Source organism: Paenibacillus sp. Y660 (assembly GCF_057221575.1).
Map to the genome: position 1 here is coordinate 1 of NZ_JBXBBJ010000019.1, position 18,337 is coordinate 18,337.

Sequence of the window (18,337 nt, forward strand, 5' to 3'; positions counted from 1 at the left end):
TTGTAAGTCAAACCTACATCGTAAGCATACGCTTAAGGTTTGCATGGACCCATACATCCGGCAGACACAGTTAAAGAGGTTTTCAGCAAACCTAATCTTTCGTATCCAGTTTTCAGGGCGCAAATTCTGTTGAAGAACGTTGCCTAGTGCAGCCGATACAGCATGATTGCGAAGACATTTGGTTTTGTCATTACCTGACTTTGTATGCGTCCCCGAACGCTGCAAGCGACAACTATTCGGGGGACAAGCGTGGCGGTGTAGCTCAGCTGGCTAGAGCGTACGGTTCATACCCGTGAGGTCGGGGGTTCGATCCCCTTCGCCGCTACCATTACCTTTCCTTATTGTAATATCCCGGAGGCTTAGCTCAGCTGGGAGAGCATCTGCCTTACAAGCAGAGGGTCGGCGGTTCGATCCCGTCAGCCTCCACCATATTTACTTATTCGGTTTTGTCCGAATCCACTTGGAGCTGTGGTGTAGTGGCCCAACATGCCTGCCTGTCACGCAGGAGACCGCGGGTTCGAATCCCGTCAGCTCCGCCATTTTTCTTTAAAGTAAGGCTCGGTAGCTCAGTCGGTAGAGCAGAGGACTGAAAATCCTCGTGTCGGCGGTTCGATTCCGTCCCGAGCCACCACTTTATTTTTCGTTATTGTGAAAAATAGGTAATAGCATGGAGGATTAGTGAAGTGGCTAAACACGGCAGACTGTAAATCTGCTCTCTCTGAGTTCGGTGGTTCGAATCCATCATCCTCCACCATTTCTTTACACAATTATGAGTCATTAGCTCAGTTGGTAGAGCACCTGACTTTTAATCAGGGTGTCGTAGGTTCGAATCCTACATGACTCACCATTTTTTTCTAATAACGAACTCGTAACCGGAGATCTTAGGATCTTCGGTTTTTTTGACTTTATCGGACTAAATAGAAAAGGTGTACGCTTGAACGCAATCTTAGTTGCTTCACGCGTACACCTTTATTTGTTTAATATTCGTCGTTATTTGCTGCGGAGAGAAAGCTCGCGAACCAATTCGTTAACCGTTTCCGTTAATCGCAGAGTCAGCTCTTCATTCAACTCGAATACAGGAGCTTCATTAGGCTCTTGTGTACGGTTAATTTGCGAGTCGACTGCGTAAACGCCGCTCACGTATAATTTAGCACCCATGGACGCTAACACCGGCTTAAGGGAGTAGTCAATGGAAAGAAGATGTGCGATGGTGCCGCCAATGAATAAAGGAGCGATAATTTTACCGTCCAAGCCCTTTTGCGGCAATAAATCCAGGAAGGTTTTTAATACGCCTGTATAAGAAGCTTTGTAAACGGGGCTTGCGATGATGACAGCGTCAGCCTCTTCGACTAATTTATTGGCTTCAATTATAGCTGGGCTGCCAAAACGAGCATGAATAAGATCTTCGGCCGGCAATGAAACGACCGTAATAAGATTGACCGAAAGCTCGTTCTCGATTAATTGCTGTTCAACGTACTGCGTGATCCCATTTAGGCGTGAAGAAGCATTCGGACTACCGGAAATAATAACGATATTAGGCATGTACAGCACTCCTCTTTCGCAATCAAATAGTGGCAGATTAATTATACATTAATCCGATAAGTGTACTTTGAATAAATCGTACCATGAATGATCCATTTCGGTCAAACAGGTATGAATTGTTTCTTGTATTTTATCGATATAAGGGAACAATGTATACATACGGTAATAAATAAAAAAAGGGGTAATTGCAATGATATACGGTTTAGCGGCATTGATTGGCTTTGCGATTGTGTTTGCAAGCGTACCACCGCTTCGGAAGCTTGCATTGCGCCATGGATTTGTGGACCGGCCCAATCAAAGGAAGATACATAATAAGCCGATTCCTCTAATGGGAGGAGCGGCTATTTTTGCCAGCTGCGTCATTGCGATGTTTATTTTTATCGGCTTTGCGCCGCTCACTTGGACAATCGTTACTGGGGGGACAATACTTGTTATCGTCGGTCTACTTGATGATGGCGCAAAGGCGAAAGGACGAGACTTTCCCGTATGGCCGCGCGTGATTCTCTATATGGGTGCTGCTTCTATCCCGACCTTGTTTCATATTGAAATAGCGGGTATCGCTAACCCCTTTACGGATCTATTTATTTCGTTTCCTGATTGGTTCTCGTGGCTGACGACGATGCTGTGGGTCTTTGGCTTAATTAATATGATCAATTTTATTGACGGTGTTGATGGACTTGCTTCAGGCGTCTGTACGTTGTCTGCACTTACGCTATTAACTGTGGCGCTTATAACGGGACAGCCAAGCACGGCTATTCTAGCTGTTATTGTTGCAGGTGCATGCTTCGGGTTTTTAGTGCATAATTTTTATCCCGCGCGTATTTTTATGGGCGATGCCGGGGCGACTTTTCTGGGATACACGTTAGCGGTCATTGCGGTTGACGGAACGTTTAAGAGAGCGACGTTCATCACGCTGCTTGTCCCGATGCTGGCGCTTGGACTGCCCATTTTCGACACTACTTATGTCATGCTGCGCAGGCTCATTAGCGGCAAGGGCTTGCACCGGGCAGACAAGCTGCATACCCATCATATATTGATGAAATGGGGGCTAAGCCAGGTACAAACGGTATCATTTCTTTACTTGATTGCGACGCTGTTCGCGCTGCTATCGATCATCCTTTTACTCGCATTAGGCTGAATTAGGCTGGCTCTTATGGTACAATGACGAAAAAAAGCGTTATTCTACATAGAAGTAGGAATAAGCTTTTTAAACCATTATCCTGCTTTTATGGAGCTGCTAAACGTAATTGCGTATCCTGAAAGAGGATGCACTCAGCCGCTAACGCTTGTGGAGATTGGAGATAGAGAAATGAGCACGACAGATTGGTTAAAGCCTCTGCAGCACATTTTGAACTGTCCGGTACATGCTGTTTCGAAATCGATAGCAGAGTGGAGCGATTTAGTAAGCAATGCTTCAGTGGTATGGCTAGGCGATGAAACGCTTTCTTCTTCCAATGAAGGACAGCGCGTTGAAAATGATGGGAAAACATGGATTGTCATCTCTTCTACTGAATATGAAATTGAACTATTAGAAATCGAGAGTCAGACACTGCAGGCAAGCGAAAAAGAATTGATCAGCTGGACGCTCCAGCTTAATCGCGGAGCTTTGGCGGAGAAAAAGACAGCGTCGCTTTCTGAAACAGAAAGACAAGCACTTAAGCTAGGCGATTGGATACAGAAGCAGCTGGAGTCGAATGAGCCTGCCTATTCTTTACCGGATCATTTGACCGTCGGCAGCCGATTGTTCAATGAGATGATTCCATTCTTGCTCGTGACCGAACAGTCAGGGACGAAGCAAGCCACGTACACCGAGCTGGAGAAGCTGCTTCGCTCGTTTATGTCTGATGATGTACTGCTCATTCCGCTCAAAAGCCAGGAGTGGCTCATCTGGGGGTCGATGTCGTTATTGAAAGATGAGGATTCGGATGCATTCGACGAGCAGGAGGAAGAAACGCTGGAGGACAGCTTAGCTTCGATTGGGCTTGGACTTCACGAGATGCTTGCCAGCGAGTGGATCGGGGAATGCCATCTAGCAGTCGCTCATCCAACTTCACCAGCCAAGGGGATGGTCGAGACGACCATGCTTCTAAGGGAGACGGTTAATCTCGGCCGCAAATTTCATGTCGGAACGAGTATTCATTTGCCGTGGATGCTTCAGCTGGAGCGTCTACTAAACGCGATTCCCGAGGTGCAGCGATCCAAATATTTGGAGCAATCGCTAAAAAGAGCCGATTTGTTCGTAGAGTCGGAAATGCTAAGCACGCTAGACACTTTTTTTACGCTAGATTGTAATGTTAGTGAAACAGCAAAGAAATTATACATTCATCGCAATACGCTATTATATCGTTTGGACAAGCTCAAACAGGAGACTGGACTTGATGTTCGCCAGTTTCGCGATGCCGTATTAGTCAAAATTATATTGCTATTGTACAAAGTTACGAAAAGAAATTAGTTTTTTTGTAAAGAATGTGCATAGTCACAGCTTCCCCAGTGGGATAAGATATAGGCATATCGAAATTTCTTTTTAGGGGGAAAATTATCATGGCAGGCGTACGTTTAGAAGGCATTTACAAAAAATACCCGGGTACTGACAAAGCATCGGTTACTGACGTTAACTTAGATATTAAAGACAAAGAGTTTCTCGTATTGGTCGGACCATCTGGTTGCGGTAAATCGACAACTCTTCGTATGATTGCAGGCCTTGAAGAAATTTCAGAAGGCAAATTGTTCATCGGCGACCGCCTTGTGAACGATGTTGCTCCTAAAGACCGCGACATCGCGATGGTATTCCAATCCTACGCGTTGTACCCGCACATGAACGTTTACCAAAACATGGCTTTCGGCCTTAAACTTCGTAAATTCAAAAAAGCAGACATCGACAAACGTGTTCGTGAAGCTGCTAAAATTCTAGATATCGAGCATTTGCTTGACCGTAAGCCAAAAGCACTTTCCGGTGGTCAACGTCAACGTGTCGCTCTAGGACGCGCAATCGTTCGTGAGCCGCAAGTATTCTTGATGGATGAGCCGCTTTCCAACTTGGACGCGAAACTTCGTGGACAAATGCGCGCGGAAATCAGCAAGCTTACTAAACGTCTTGAAACGACAACTATCTATGTAACGCATGACCAAATCGAAGCAATGACAATGGGTGACCGTATCGTTGTTATGAAAGACGGTTTCATTCAACAAACAGCTTCTCCTGAAGAGCTGTACAACCACCCTGTTAATATCTTCGTAGCTGGCTTCATCGGCGCTCCTTCGATGAACTTCATCAGCGGTTCCCTTACAGAGCAAGGCGGCGCGCTTCGCTTCAAAGCTAGCGGCGTTGACGTCGTTGTTCCAGAAGGCAAAGCAGCAGTGCTTCGCTCGAAAGGCTACATCGGCAAAGAAGTGATTCTTGGCATTCGTCCAGAGGATCTTCACGAAGAGCCAGTATTCTTGGAAGCTTCCCCGCAAACAATCGTGAACGCGAATGTTGAGGTTGCTGAGAACCTTGGTCACGAAATGTACCTATACCTGAACGGTATCGGCACTGACACAGTTATCGCTCGTGTTGACGGCCGCTCCGGTCTACGTGATGGCACAAGCGTTAAGCTTGCGCTTGACATGAACAAAGTGCATTTGTTCGACAAAGCAACTGAACTTAACATTTTCGAAGCTTAATAAATAGGATAGAAGAAGGACGATCGGATTATCCGGTCGTTCTTTTTTTGCGTTTAATCGAAAACCGTTTGAGCGCCCCGTCCGTCTAATAGAGAAAGGAAGCTGAAGGAAAAAGTGGCAGTCTTGGCACAGGGGGTGGAAGCATGAATAAAGAGGAGTTGGCTGAGGCAGCGATTAAAGGCGATGAAGAAGCTTTCCTGCAGCATGTTGAGCTGGATAAGCACCAAATGTATGGCATCGCCTATTCCTATATGAGGAATGAAGCGGATGCGCTGGAAGCAATTCAAGAGACGGTATGTCGGATTTGGGCGAAGCGGCGCGGTTTAAGAGAACCGAAATTTTTTACGACATGGTCGATTCGAATTTTAATACGCGTATGTATGGATGCAAGGAAGAAGCAGACGCGGGAGCGTCCGACTGAGGCTATAACGCAGCAGTATGGCAACGGCATGAAAGCAGACGATGTGGACGCAGCAGCACGGCTGGATATGGCTGCACAGGTGAAGCTGCTTCCAGCTAACTATCGGATGGTCATCGTATTAAAATATTACAGGGACATGACGATTACGGAAATTGCAGAGCTGCTCGAGAAGCCTGATGGGACGATTCGAACTTGGCTGAACAAAGGCTTGAAATGCTTAAGGGCGGATATGACAGAAATGAAGGAGGAGATATGGGATGAACGTGGAAAAGGAACCGGACTACGAGCTGGCCAGTCAAAAGCTGCGGAGTGACAAGGAGCAAATAGAGCTGGAGCTTGAGAAGCTGCCTGATCAACTGCTGGATGATGCGATCCGAAGAGGACTTGAGCAGGGGCGAAAACGAGCGGTACGCGGAAGAAGGAAGAGAATGAGTCTGAGTATAATGGCTTCCGCATTATGTATGTTTTTGCTGCTCACCGCGTTCGTGCGCGTATCTCCTGCTTTTGCGGGAATGCTGAAGGATATACCGGGATTCACCGGATATGTTGATTTCATTCAAGGTGACAAGTCGCTGCTGTCGGCTGTCGAAAATCATTTTTTTCAGCCCGTAAATCTCTCTGACGAGAGAAATGGCTACAAATTCACGGTAGAAGATATTTTGGCAGATGATCAACGATTAGTCATTTTGTATACGGCTGAAGGGCCTGGCATAAACAACAATACAGGTTTCCTAGATTTCGAATTAAAAACGAGCGATGGCGCCGATTTGATGGCTACTATAAGCTCATCGCATTTTCCAAGTGATGATGCCGAGGGCGATAGCGTCCCGGTACATGATTATTTGGATGTTTTATTGGGAGATGATGTTCCAATGCCTGAGAGCCTGCAATTCAGCTTATTGTTGGGTGATCAGTGGCTGAGGGTTGAGTTTCCGATTGAGCATGAACGGTTCGCGGGGATGCGGGAGGATATCTCTATCGAGCAGCCATTCGAGGTTGGTGGACAACGGTTTACGGTGAAGGATGCCATCATCACACCTCTTCAAATATCGCTATCCTTTGAAGCCGATCCGAGCAATAATTTGCGCGCCAATGACTTTATTAATCTAGCTCTAGTTGACGAGAAGGGCAGACGATATGAAACAAATTCGGGCCGTGGCGACCTCAACACCTCATTAACGCGTCATTTCAAGAGCAGCTATTTCGAGAGGCCAAAGAAGCTGACTTTAGTGGCTGACGGAGTGTATTTATCGGAATATCATTTAAGCTTAACGATTGACACGGATAAGATGGAGACGATATCCTCACCGCACAACAGATTTCTGTTAGCTAGTAAAGAGGAGATCCCGGAGGGGTATGAAATAAAGTTGGATTTGCTGGAATTAGATGAAATTGATAAGAAGTCAGGGTACACGCTGTTTGCGCATGGGGGGTCCTTTAAGGATGCGGCTGGCGTATCCTATCCGGTCTCGGATAAGCGCGGGGTGCAGTGGAATTTATTAGAGGATAAAGTAACCCATGTCTTTCAGATTCCAAAGGCAGACTACAAGCAGCCGTTGACGATCGACATCGAGCAGTTTCCCGGCTATGTATTGAAGCCAATAAGCATACCTATTCAGTAATGGAAAGGCGCTGGGCAGCGGAGGAAACGTTGCGTTCAGCGCCTTTTTCCTTTACGATGAAGACATTGGAAAATACCATACATACACACACAAGCAGTTGTCATATGAGGGAGGCCCTACGATGCCGAAAAAAGTGAAAGTATCTGAGCTCGTCAAACAATTTCAGCTCGAAATTATAGCTGGCGAGGACGGAATGAAGCGTGCCATTACGGTAGATGATTTGTATCGGCCAGGCCTTGAAATGGCCGGTTATTTCCATTACCATCCAAGCGAGCGGGTACAGCTGCTTGGCCGAACGGAAATATCGTTCTTGAATATGCTGGACAGCGAGGAACGCAAGGATCGAATGGTGCGTCTATGCAACGAGGACACGCCATGTATTATTTTGACCCGGGGACTGGAAGCGCCTCAGGAGCTCATCGAGCAATCGGGCCTGATGCAAATTCCGCTGCTGCGCAGCAATGTGGCAACGACTATTTTGTCCAGCAGAATTACTGACTTTCTGGAGAGAAAACTGGCGCCAACCGCGACGATTCATGGCGTTCTCGTTGACGTTTACGGCGTAGGCATGCTCATTACAGGCGGCAGCGGCATAGGCAAGAGCGAGACGGCGCTAGAGCTTGTCAAACGCGGACACCGGCTTGTGGCCGATGATGCGGTCGAGATCATGCAAACCTCAGACGCTCAGCTGCACGGCAGCGCGCCGGAGCTCATTCGTCACCTGCTTGAAATTAGAGGACTCGGGATCATTAACGTGATGACGCTGTTCGGTGCGGGCGCGGTACGCACGCAGAAGCGTATTGGACTAGTTATCAAGCTCGAAAATTGGCAGCAGGACAAGCAGTATGACCGCCTCGGTCTGGACGAAGAAACAACGCGCATTATCGACACGGATATTCCGCTCGTTACCGTGCCTGTACGTCCAGGTCGTAACTTAGCAGTCATTATCGAGGTTGCTGCGATGAACTTCCGTTTGAAGCGGATGGGCTACAACGCGGCGCTGCAATTTACGAATAAGCTGACGGAAACGATTGCCGATGATATGGACGAATACGATTGAACCTAAAGGGGATATAAAAGAATGAAGACATTGATACTAAATCCAATTGCCTTCACGTTAGGATCGATTGAAGTGCATTGGTATGGCATTATTTTGGGAACGGCTGCTTTAGTAGGCTTGCTGTTCGCTGTGCAGGAAGGGAAGCGATTCGGCATTAAGCCGGATTTGTTTATGGACTTGCTGCTGCTCGGCGTTCCTTCCGCCATTATTGGCGCGCGAATTTATTATGTCGCGTTCAAGTGGGAAGATTATAAAGGCAACTTTATTGATGTGTTCAAAATATGGAATGGAGGCATCGCGATTTATGGTGCCATTATCGGAGCCTTTATTTGCGGATTCTTCTACTTCCGCTACAAAGGCTATAACTTCTGGCGTCTGGTGGACATTTGTGTGCCCGGACTGCTTGCGGGCCAAATGATCGGACGCTGGGGCAACTTTATGAATCAGGAAGCTTACGGCGGAGAGGTTAGCGAGTCCTTCCTGCGCGAAACGCTGCATTTGCCATCTTTTATCGTTGATCAAATGCTCGTGCAAGGCGTATACCGCCATCCTGCCTTTTTGTATGAATCGATATGGAGCTTAGTCGGTATTATCATATTGCTTGTGCTGCGCCGCCAAAAGTTTTTGCGTGCGGGCGAGCTGATGGCAAGCTACTTTATCTGGTATTCCATTGGCCGTTTCTTCATTGAAGCGCTGCGTACGGACAGCTTGGCATTTATGGGACCAGCGTGGCTTGCTTCATTCATTAATGGACTATGGACGCCGATGGAAGTTCTATTTAAGCAAGGTTATCTAGATCCTTCATACGGCAATGTTAGAATCTCGCAGGTGTTTGCGTTGCTTCTCATTATTGGGGCTATTGTGCTCATTATTGTACGCCGCAAGACAGGCCTTGCATCAGCGCGTTATCTTGATCCGATTGCAACAACGAAGCCGGAGAGAAACGGCGGCTCGGATGCTGCAGCTAAATTGGAAGATGCGGCTACGGTTAAAGAGGAAGAAGCCGGCAAACGACAAGAGTAATTTTCAGGGAGGTCTTACGATGACGGGCAAAATCAAAACGATGCTGTTCGACTTGGACGGCACGATTATTGACACCAATGAGCTCATCATTCGCTCGTTCATAGAATCTTTGCAGGGCGTGACGCCGGAGGGCTTCGGCAGGGAGCATATCATCCCAAGCATGGGACAGCCGCTTACGGACCAAATGAAGCTTTTCTCAGGACTAGAGGATGTCACTCATCTTGTTGCAGCGTATCGCGAAGTTAATTTGCGGTTGCATGACGAGTATGTAAAAGCATTCGATTACGTCAACGAGGTTATCGAAAGACTGCATAAGCATGGGATTCAAATCGGGATCGTTACGACCAAAATGCGTCTGACGACTGAACGCGGTTTGAAATACACGGGATTGTTCGATTACGTGGATGCAATCGTCACGATTGACGATGTCGTCAATCCTAAGCCTCATGCCGAGCCTGTGAGCAAAGCGATTGGGCTGCTTGGAGCAGATCCGGCAACGACTATCATGGTCGGCGACAGTACGGTGGATATCGAATCCGCGATTGCAGCTGGTGCCATTGCGGTAGGCGTAGCTTGGTCACTTAAGGGCGAGCTGAAGCTCAAGGATGCCGGAGCGCATCATGTTATTCATGATATGCGCGATCTTTATTCATTTGTAGGATTGGAGCGGGAGACGCTTGCGCAAAGTTGATCGATATCCAGTGGAAGGACCAAATGCGCTGTGGCAGGTATATTCGACAGTAAGCCGATTGAAGTCGGTCCGTAATTTTATTTTTATCCAGCTTGCGCGTTACTGTCCGGTTCTTCCGCTCAAAAATTGGATTTACCGCCGTTTGCTCGGCATGAAGGTCGGAGAGCATACCGCTTTTGCGTTAATGGTGATGGTCGATGTCTTCTTTCCCGAACGTATTACGGTCGGCAATAATACGATTATTGGATATAATACAACGATTCTAACCCATGAATATTTGATCAAGGAGTATCGGCTCGGCAACGTGGTTATCGGCTCTCATGTCATGATCGGCGCAAATTCGACGATCCTTCCCGGCGTTACGATTGGTGATCATGCGGTAATAGCCGCGGGCTCAGTCGTTCATAAGGACGTGCCTGCTTATGCATTTGTAGGAGGCAATCCGATGCGGGAGATCAAGCGGAGCGAAGCGGCTGCGAGCGGCGAGATTGAAGAGAGCGTACGGAGTTTTTTAAACGAATAGCTGTCAAAAAAGCCTCGTCCAGACGCGTTCGTTTCGCTGCTGGGCGGGGTTTCTTTTTGGCGTGCAAAGGGCCGCGTTCGGCTTGACGAATTTAAGCTTTTCATGCTAATATTACGATTAAACTCTTTAATTTGTTAGCATGGTAACATGGTATCGCTTTAAACTACTAAAGTAAATGAAGGTGATCATATATGTCCAAACCAAAAGTTTTTGAGAAGCCGACTGGCGTTAAAGATTATTTGCCAGGCGCGGTAGCGAAGCTAAGACACATAGAACGTCAGGTACTGGCTTGCATGCAGGGCTGGGGCTATGAGCAAATTATTACACCTACGATGGAATATTACGATACGGTAGGCGTTGCCAGCTCCACGTCGGATCGGAAGCTGTTCAAGCTGCTCAACAATCGGGGTACGACGCTGGTGCTGCGCTCGGACATGACGGCGCCAATCGCTCGCGTTGTATCATCGTTATTGAAGCAAGCTGATTTCCCGCAGCGCTTGTCGTACCACTCGAACGTGTTCCGCGCTATTGAGGAAGAGGCAGGCCGCGAGGCGGAGTTTTTCCAAACGGGAGTAGAGCTCGTCGGCGACTCTTCGGCTGAAGCGGATGCGGAGGTCGTTGCTCTTGCGATTGCATCACTGAAAGCGGCTGGCGTTGAACGCTTCAAAATAGCGATTGGGCATGTCGGCTTCCTGAACGGACTCATGGAAGAATCTCTTCCAGGGCAAGTGGAAGCGCAGGAGCAGCTTAAGAGCTGCCTGCTTGGACGTGATTTTGTCGGTTACCGCCAGCAGCTGCGCGAGCTGTCTATTGATGAGTCGGTGCAGCAGGAGCTTGAAGGCATTTTGCGTTTGCGCGGCGGCCAAGAGATCTGTGATCAAGCATTGCAGCTAAGCGTGGATGATAACGCACGCTCATCGATTCGCCATCTCTGCGAAATTTGGGATGTGCTGAAGGCGTATGGCGTTTGCGAGCATGTGCTCATTGACCTGACGATGATTGGGGACTTCTCCTATTATACTGGCATGACGTTCGAAGGTTATGCAGCTGATCTCGGATTCCCGGTTGTGAGCGGCGGACGCTACGACAACCTGCTGGCTCAGTTCGGCAGACCAGCACCTGCAACGGGATTTGCGCTGAAGACGACGCGTATTTTGGAGCTGCTGGGTGATCAAGCGGAGATTGAAACGAAGCGTACGCTAGTTGTCTATGATACTGCGGGTCGCGGAGACGCGCTTGTCAAAGCGCAGGAGCTGCGCGCGCAGGGCGTTAGCGTTGTTACAGAGCGGTTCGATGAGAAGACCGGCGCTCTTATAGAAGGATTGAAATCGAAGGTGCAGAGCTCGTTTACGCATAAAGGCGTGAATTATACGGCTTTGCTGACGTTTAGCGGAAATGGAATTAAAGGAGGCAGCGCCACATGAGCGGAGAAACTAAAGATATATTGAAAGTGGCGATGCCGAAAGGTCGCATTTATAAGGTGGCGTCGAAGCTGTTCCGCGAGGCGGGGCTGCCGATTCCGAGTGATTTTGACGATACGCGCAAGCTGATCATTGAGCTGCCTGAGGTAGGCATGGAGTTTATTATGGCGAAGCCGGTCGACGTGCCGACCTACGTAGAATACGGTGTGGCGGATATCGGCATCGTCGGCAAAGACGTGCTCATGGAGGAAAATAAAGATGTCTATGAGCTGCTTGATCTTGGCATAGCCAAATGCCGCATGTCGGTTATAGGTATGCCCGATTGGAAGCCGACGATCAATCCTCGCGTTGCGACCAAGTATCCGAATGTAGCTTCCGCTTATTTCCGAGAGCTTGGTCAACAGGTTGAGGTGATTAAGCTGAATGGCTCAATCGAGCTTGCGCCGATGATCGGACTGGCGGATCGTATCGTCGATATGGTGGAAACGGGCCAAACGCTGCGCGAGAACGGGCTTGTGGAGATGGAATCGATCTTCGGCATTACGAGCCGATTGATTGCAAATCGGGTAAGCTACCGGATGAAGAACGAGGCGATTCAGAGCTTGTGTGATCGGCTGCAGGTGACTTTGGCTGCGCGGGTTTAAGGGGCGAAAGAATACGATTACGTGCTTGAGCTGGTGATCGGGGTGATCACACGCGGGGTTGAGAGCTGGATCGAGCAGCGATGAGCAACTGCGCTGTAGCCAGCGAATTGTCGATAAGAACCTATATCGAGTTTGAGTGAATGCGTGGCGAGTTAGTGCAGTCTCTCGGGGAGCTGGATCGAGTGACAGGGATGATCGACTGTGTTGTCGAGCTAGAACGAATAAGTGCGGGTAAGATACTGGGATGTTTGAGAACACATAGATGAGTAAGTTGAGTATTTGGAAGGAGCGGATGATATGCGCATTATGCGAGCGGAGCAGTTTGGATTAAAGCGCGAGGTGGAGTATGGAACACCGGAGCAAAATGAAGCGGCCTTGAAAATCGTCGCAGACGTAAAGGCCGAGGGAGACGCGGCGCTGCTGAGATATACGGAGCAGCATGACCGCGTTAAGCTGGATGCGGCGTCGCTGCGCGTGACGCAGGAGGAAATTCAGGCGGCGTATGCGCTTGTCGACGCCGACTTCCTCACGGCGATTCGCGAAGCAGCCGTGAATGTTCGGACATTCCACGAGAAGCAAATGCGGACCTCGTGGATGGACCTGCAGCAGGACGGAACGCTGCTCGGGCAAATTATGCGGCCGCTGAAGCGGGTCGGCGTATACGTGCCCGGAGGCAAGGCGGCTTATCCGTCGTCCGTGCTGATGAATGTGATTCCGGCACAGGTAGCCGGCGTGCCGGAGATCGTCATGGTGACGCCGCCTGCAACCGGCGGCACTGCGGGCATCGACCCGTATATTCTCGTTGCCGCCGCGGAAGCGGGCGTCAAGGAGATGTACCGGGTCGGCGGAGCTCAAGCCATTGCCGCGCTTGCGTACGGCACGGCCAGCATTGCTCCGGTCGACAAAATTTGCGGACCGGGCAACATTTACGTGGCGCTGGCGAAGCGCGCCGTATTCGGTGCCGTCGATATCGATAGCATCGCCGGGCCAAGTGAAATCGTCGTGCTTGCTGACGATTCAGCTGATCCCGCGTACGTAGCCGCGGATCTATTGTCGCAGGCAGAGCACGATGAAATGGCGTCGGCGATACTGGTTACGCCGTCGCAGCAGCTTGCGGAGGCGGTTGCAGTGGAGGTGGAGCGCCAGCTGTCCACGCTGCCGCGACAAGACATTGCCCGCAGCTCCATAGACAGCTACGGGGCAGTGCTGCTCGTCGATTCGCTTGAAGCGGGAATCGACGTTGTCAATCAGCTGGCACCTGAGCATCTTGAGGTGCTGACGGTTGATCCAATGCGTCTGCTCGGCTACATTCAGAACGCGGGTGCTATTTTCCTCGGGCCTTACAGCTCGGAGCCTGTAGGAGATTATTTTGCAGGGCCGAATCACATCATTCCGACAAACGGCACGGCACGCTTCTCCTCGCCGGTCAACGTGGATGATTTCTTGAAGAAATCAAGCCTGATCTACTATAGCAAAGCAGCGCTGCTTGCCAATGGTGAAAAAATCATGACGCTTGCTCGCCATGAGGGACTCGAAGGCCACGCTCGCGCAATTGAGATTCGTCTGGAGAAGGAACGGGAATAAACATCTCCTGATGAACTTCGGAACTGTTATATACGAAAATAAATTATAATATTGCGTTGCAGTGTTAATATGAAAGTAATCACTCTTGCGTCCAAAAGCCAGTGCGGATATTTGCTACTATAAGATATACATCGGAAGCTGCTGAGCATGGCTACATTGTAGAAAGTGCAATAGAAACCTGACATGAATCATCGTTTGAGGAGCTACGTTGCAGAAATGCAGCAGAAACTGCCTCGAGTGCGGGAGTTCGGATGGATAATGGGGATTCTGTTGCACAAACTGCAACGTAGCTCAGGAACGTCAGCTAAACAGGAGATTCTGTTGCACAAACTGCAACGTAGCTCAGAAAACGCAGCTAATCATAAACTTACGTTACACAAACAGCAATGTAGCATAAGAGCTCCAACTAAGCTCCAACTAATCAGATAATTATTTTGCAGAACAGCAACATAGCAACACAAACAAACACATCCCAAGAAAGAAGGAATGAAAGTGTCGGAAAATCGGGTACGCGAGGCATCGGTGGCACGCAAGACGAACGAGACGGATATTAAGCTTACATTTGCAGTCGACGGAACAGGCGAAACAAAAATTGATACGGATGTGCCTTTCCTTAACCATATGCTTGATTTGTTTACGAAGCATGGCCAGTTCAATCTAGAAGTGGAAGCGCGCGGCGACATCGACATCGACGATCACCACACGGTGGAGGATATCGGTATTTGCATCGGCCAAACGCTTCGCGAAGCACTCGGCGACAAACGCGGCATTAAGCGTTACGCCAGCGTATTCGTACCTATGGATGAGGCGCTTGCACAGGTCATTATCGACGTCAGCAACCGTCCGCATTTTGAATATCGTGCAGAGTACCCTTCTACTCAGGTAGGCAGCTTCTCTACTGAGCTTGTTCATGAGTTTCTGTGGAAGCTGGCGCTTGAATCGCGCATTACGCTTCATGTCATCGTGCACTATGGCCAAAACACGCATCACATGATTGAAGCGGTGTTCAAGGCTCTTGGACGTGCGCTTGATGAAGCAACGAGCATTGATCCTCGCGTGCAAGGAGTGCCTTCTACGAAAGGAGTGCTGTAGCATGATCGCGATCATCGATTACGGCATGGGCAATCTGCACAGCGTAAGCAAGGCGGTTGAACGTCTTGGTTATGAGGCTGTTATTACGGATAATCCGGAAACGATCGCTGCAGCGGACGGCGCTATCCTTCCAGGCGTTGGCGCCTTTGGGGATGCGATGCAAAACCTGCGCGAAACGAAGTTGGATGAGGTAGCCAAAGCCTATGCAGCCTCCGGCAAACCGATGCTGGGCATTTGTCTTGGCATGCAGCTGCTCTTCAGCGAAAGCGACGAGTACGGTACGAACGAGGGTTTGAATCTGCTGCCGGGCAATGTTATTCGCTTCGCAGGCGGATACAAAATTCCGCATATGGGCTGGAACAAGCTTTCGTTCCTACAGGAGCAGTCGCCGTTATTCAACGGATTGACTGAGGGACATGTCTATTTCGTTCATTCGTTCCACGCGAAGCCGGAGCTAGAGGCCGACCTGCTTGCGACGACGGACTATTATCAGCAGGTGACGGCTATTGTCGGTCGCGGCAATGTATACGGCATGCAGTTCCACCCAGAGAAGAGCGGTGAGCTCGGCATGCAGCTGCTGGGCAATTTTCTTGCGCTTACAAGCAGCCAAGGCCAAAACGACTAGTTAATAAAAGGCAGACATATAGATGAGGCCCGACTAACGGGCATAAAGGAGAGGGCAACATGCTGGCGAAACGTATCATTCCGTGTCTGGACGTGAAGGATGGCCGCGTTGTGAAGGGCGTTAACTTCGTGAACCTGCGCGATGCGGGCGATCCCGTCGAGCTGGCGGCTACCTATGACCAAGAGGGCGCCGATGAGCTCGTATTTTTGGACATTTCGGCTTCCGTCGAGGGACGCGCAACAATGATTGAGGTCGTTAAGCGGACGGCTGGAGAAATTACGATACCCTTTACGGTGGGCGGCGGCATTTCCCATGTCGATGACATGAAGCGGCTGCTTCGCGCTGGAGCGGACAAGATCGGCATCAACACAGCAGCTGTATTGAACCCTTCCCTCGTCAAAGAAGGCTCACGGAAATTCGGCTCACAATGCATCGTAGTGGCAATTGACGCCAAGTTCAATGCGGAGTGGGGCGAGTGGGAGGTATACACGCACGGCGGACGCAAAACAACGGGCATCAAGGCGCTGGAATGGGCGCGTGAAGTAGAGCGTCTGGGCGCAGGTGAGATTTTGCTGACGAGCATGGATGCTGACGGAACGAAGGATGGCTTCGATATCAAGCTTACGCAGGCGGTATCGGATTCGCTTGGCATACCGGTTATCGCTTCTGGCGGAGCGGGTAGTGTCGAGCACTTCAACGATGTGTTCCAGCAGGCTCATGCGGATGCGGCGCTGGCGGCTACGATTTTTCACTATAAAGAAATGACGATCCGTGAAGTGAAGGATGATTTGCGGTTGAAGGGAGTAGAGGTACGATGACGGAAAACAACCAGAGCGAGCTTAGCTCAAAAATCAAATGGGATGATGCAGGGCTTGTGCCTGCCGTTGTGCAGGACGCGCAGAGCAAAGAAGTGCTGATGATGGCTTACATGAACAAGGAGTCGCTGCAGCTTTCCGTGGAATCCGGCGTAACGTGGTTTTGGAGCCGTTCGCGGGGCGAGCTTTGGAACAAAGGCGCGACAAGCGGCCATACGCAGCGCATCGTCTCGTTGGCTTACGACTGCGACGGCGACACACTGCTCGTTAAGGTAGAACAGAAGGGACCTGCTTGCCACACAGGACGTTATAGCTGCTTCTTTAATTCGGTTGAAGTTAGCGGCAATGCAGAAGCATCCTCAGAGGCTGCGGGCGCATCCAGTGACCGCTTCGCTACGCTGGGCCAGCTGGAGAGCGTCATTGCCGAGCGTTACGCAGAGCGCCCTGAGGGCTCTTATACGACCTACCTGTTCGACAAAGGGGTAGATAAGATTTTGAAAAAGGTTGGCGAGGAAGCGTCGGAGGTCATTATCGCAGCAAAAAATCAAGATAACGACGAGCTTCGCAGCGAGGTTGGCGATCTGATTTTCCACTTGATGGTATTGCTCCGCGAGCGCGGTCTGCCTTTTGATGATGTCATCAGCGAAATCAGCAGCCGCCATGGCAAGCCAACGACTAACAAAATGAGATAAATATACATTTGTTATTAAATATCAATATAGAAAGGCCGGTATGCACATGTTTATCGACTATCATACCCACCACGCCCGCTGCGGTCATGCCGTCGGCGAGCTGGAGGAATACGTAAAGAAGGGGATTGAGATCGGACTCGTGCAGCTCGGCCTCTCCGATCATATGCCGCTGCTCCATGTTGATCCAGCAACTTACTATCCCGAAATGGCAATGCCGATGGATGAGCTCCCGCGTTATGTGGAAGAATGCCTAAATCTCAAAGAAAAGTATAAAGGCCAAATCGACATCCGAGTTGGTCTTGAAGGCGATTATATCGAAGGCTGCGAGGAGCAGATCGGATCGATCGTGAATGCTTACCCTTGGGATTATGTGATCGGCTCCGTTCATTTTTTAGGCGAATGGGATATTACCGATTTCCGTCAAACCGGAGGCTGGGAAGGCCGTGATCGCATGGCGGTGTATGAGCAGTACTACGATGCAGTAGGCAAGGCAGCTGCGAGCGGCTTCTATGATTACATCGGGCATATTGACGTAATCAAGCGTTTTGGCTATCAGCCAGAGGGCGACGTCATTCATTTGGAAAATGCTGCACTGGAGGCGGTTAAGCGGAATGGGCTTGCGATCGAGCTTAATGCATCCGGGCTTCGGACGCCTGCCGCTGAGATGTTTCCGAGCCGTAGAATGCTTGAATATGCACGGGAATTAGGCATTCCGCTGACGGTAGGATCGGACGCTCATCAGCCCGAAAGGCTGGGTCAATATCTGGATCAAGCGTACACTGTGCTCAAAGAAGTCGGATATACGCAGCTAGCGACATTTAATTGTCGAAAATTAGTGATGATTGATTTTTGAAATATCGCAAATTCCATGTATAATATAGATGATCAAACAAGCTTTGTCGAATGATCCGACAAGGAC

At 49.6% G+C, this 18,337-nt stretch carries 18 protein-coding genes and 6 tRNA genes; 23 read left to right on the top strand and 1 reads right to left on the bottom strand.

The window, feature by feature from the left end; all coding sequences use genetic code 11:
• The first annotated feature begins 251 nt into the window (after positions 1–251).
• The 6 genes from AC2TDN_RS19115 to AC2TDN_RS19140 all read left to right on the top strand — a co-directional run bounded on the left by AC2TDN_RS19115 (position 252) and on the right by AC2TDN_RS19140 (position 847).
• Positions 252–328, top strand: a tRNA-Met gene (locus AC2TDN_RS19115).
• Between the two features lie 25 nt (positions 329–353).
• Positions 354–429: transfer RNA gene (locus AC2TDN_RS19120), tRNA-Val, on the top strand.
• Between the two features lie 33 nt (positions 430–462).
• Positions 463–539, top strand: a tRNA-Asp gene (locus AC2TDN_RS19125).
• Positions 540–555: 16 nt separating this feature from the next.
• Positions 556–631, top strand: a tRNA-Phe gene (locus AC2TDN_RS19130).
• A gap of 38 nt (positions 632–669) precedes the next feature.
• A tRNA-Tyr gene (locus AC2TDN_RS19135) sits at positions 670–754 on the top strand.
• 17 nt (positions 755–771) lie between these two features.
• A tRNA-Lys gene (locus AC2TDN_RS19140) sits at positions 772–847 on the top strand.
• A gap of 143 nt (positions 848–990) precedes the next feature.
• Here AC2TDN_RS19140 and ssuE read toward each other — a convergent pair.
• A complete protein-coding gene (gene ssuE, locus AC2TDN_RS19145; protein ID WP_482068009.1) occupies positions 991–1,542 on the bottom strand; it encodes an NADPH-dependent FMN reductase in 552 nt (183 codons plus the stop codon).
• Between the two features lie 190 nt (positions 1,543–1,732).
• Between ssuE and AC2TDN_RS19150 the strand changes: the two genes are divergently transcribed.
• The 17 genes from AC2TDN_RS19150 (at position 1,733) to hisJ (ending at position 18,271) form a co-directional block, all read left to right on the top strand.
• Positions 1,733–2,680 carry a glycosyltransferase family 4 protein gene (locus tag AC2TDN_RS19150; protein ID WP_482068008.1) on the top strand — a complete coding sequence of 316 codons (948 nt, stop codon included), beginning with the start codon at positions 1,733–1,735 and terminating at the stop codon, positions 2,678–2,680.
• A 171-nt stretch (positions 2,681–2,851) separates the two neighbouring features.
• The gene (locus AC2TDN_RS19155; RefSeq protein WP_484689781.1) at positions 2,852–3,994 is read left to right on the top strand and encodes a PucR family transcriptional regulator; all 1,143 of its coding nucleotides are present in this window, start codon (positions 2,852–2,854) and stop codon (positions 3,992–3,994) included.
• A gap of 89 nt (positions 3,995–4,083) precedes the next feature.
• On the top strand, positions 4,084–5,205 hold the full coding sequence (locus AC2TDN_RS19160) for an ABC transporter ATP-binding protein (protein ID WP_482068006.1): 1,122 nt from the start codon (positions 4,084–4,086) through the stop codon (positions 5,203–5,205).
• Between the two features lie 143 nt (positions 5,206–5,348).
• Positions 5,349–5,939 carry a sigma-70 family RNA polymerase sigma factor gene (locus AC2TDN_RS19165; RefSeq protein ID WP_482068005.1) on the top strand — a complete coding sequence of 197 codons (591 nt, stop codon included), beginning with the start codon at positions 5,349–5,351 and terminating at the stop codon, positions 5,937–5,939.
• Positions 5,884–7,248 (top strand): DUF4179 domain-containing protein, encoded by a 1,365-nt coding sequence (locus tag AC2TDN_RS19170; protein ID WP_482068004.1) that lies wholly within the window; start codon positions 5,884–5,886, stop codon positions 7,246–7,248. Before AC2TDN_RS19165 ends, AC2TDN_RS19170 begins: the two co-directional genes overlap by 56 nt.
• Positions 7,249–7,369: 121 nt before the next feature.
• Positions 7,370–8,308, top strand: coding sequence for an HPr(Ser) kinase/phosphatase (gene hprK / locus AC2TDN_RS19175; RefSeq protein ID WP_482068003.1), 939 nt, complete (start codon positions 7,370–7,372; stop codon positions 8,306–8,308).
• Between the two features lie 21 nt (positions 8,309–8,329).
• Complete coding sequence (gene lgt, locus AC2TDN_RS19180) at positions 8,330–9,331, top strand: prolipoprotein diacylglyceryl transferase (protein WP_482068002.1); 1,002 nt, start codon at positions 8,330–8,332, stop codon at positions 9,329–9,331.
• A 19-nt stretch (positions 9,332–9,350) separates the two neighbouring features.
• Positions 9,351–10,022, top strand: a complete 672-nt coding sequence (ppaX, locus tag AC2TDN_RS19185) for a pyrophosphatase PpaX (protein ID WP_482068001.1) — start codon at positions 9,351–9,353, stop codon at positions 10,020–10,022.
• Positions 10,009–10,545 carry an acyltransferase gene (locus tag AC2TDN_RS19190; protein ID WP_482068000.1) on the top strand — a complete coding sequence of 179 codons (537 nt, stop codon included), beginning with the start codon at positions 10,009–10,011 and terminating at the stop codon, positions 10,543–10,545. The genes ppaX and AC2TDN_RS19190 overlap by 14 nt, the downstream gene beginning before the upstream one ends.
• Before the next feature lie 191 nt (positions 10,546–10,736).
• Positions 10,737–11,969 (top strand): ATP phosphoribosyltransferase regulatory subunit, encoded by a 1,233-nt coding sequence (locus AC2TDN_RS19195; RefSeq protein ID WP_482067999.1) that lies wholly within the window; start codon positions 10,737–10,739, stop codon positions 11,967–11,969.
• Entirely contained in the window at positions 11,966–12,610 is a 645-nt protein-coding gene (gene hisG, locus AC2TDN_RS19200) for an ATP phosphoribosyltransferase (protein WP_482067998.1), read from the top strand. The genes AC2TDN_RS19195 and hisG overlap by 4 nt, the downstream gene beginning before the upstream one ends.
• Before the next feature lie 297 nt (positions 12,611–12,907).
• Positions 12,908–14,194 (top strand): histidinol dehydrogenase, encoded by a 1,287-nt coding sequence (hisD, locus tag AC2TDN_RS19205; RefSeq protein WP_484689785.1) that lies wholly within the window; start codon positions 12,908–12,910, stop codon positions 14,192–14,194.
• A gap of 486 nt (positions 14,195–14,680) precedes the next feature.
• Positions 14,681–15,286, top strand: coding sequence for an imidazoleglycerol-phosphate dehydratase HisB (gene hisB / locus AC2TDN_RS19210; protein WP_484689789.1), 606 nt, complete (start codon positions 14,681–14,683; stop codon positions 15,284–15,286).
• Position 15,287: 1 nt separating this feature from the next.
• Positions 15,288–15,911: an imidazole glycerol phosphate synthase subunit HisH gene (gene hisH / locus AC2TDN_RS19215; RefSeq protein ID WP_482067995.1), complete on the top strand. Its 624-nt coding sequence runs from the start codon at positions 15,288–15,290 to the stop codon at positions 15,909–15,911.
• 59 nt (positions 15,912–15,970) lie between these two features.
• A complete protein-coding gene (gene hisF, locus AC2TDN_RS19220; protein ID WP_484689792.1) occupies positions 15,971–16,729 on the top strand; it encodes an imidazole glycerol phosphate synthase subunit HisF in 759 nt (252 codons plus the stop codon).
• Entirely contained in the window at positions 16,726–17,418 is a 693-nt protein-coding gene (gene hisIE / locus AC2TDN_RS19225; protein ID WP_482067993.1) for a bifunctional phosphoribosyl-AMP cyclohydrolase/phosphoribosyl-ATP diphosphatase HisIE, read from the top strand. The genes hisF and hisIE overlap by 4 nt, the downstream gene beginning before the upstream one ends.
• Positions 17,419–17,464: 46 nt before the next feature.
• The gene (gene hisJ / locus AC2TDN_RS19230) at positions 17,465–18,271 is read left to right on the top strand and encodes a histidinol-phosphatase HisJ (protein ID WP_484689794.1); all 807 of its coding nucleotides are present in this window, start codon (positions 17,465–17,467) and stop codon (positions 18,269–18,271) included.
• Positions 18,272–18,337: the final 66 nt, after the last annotated feature.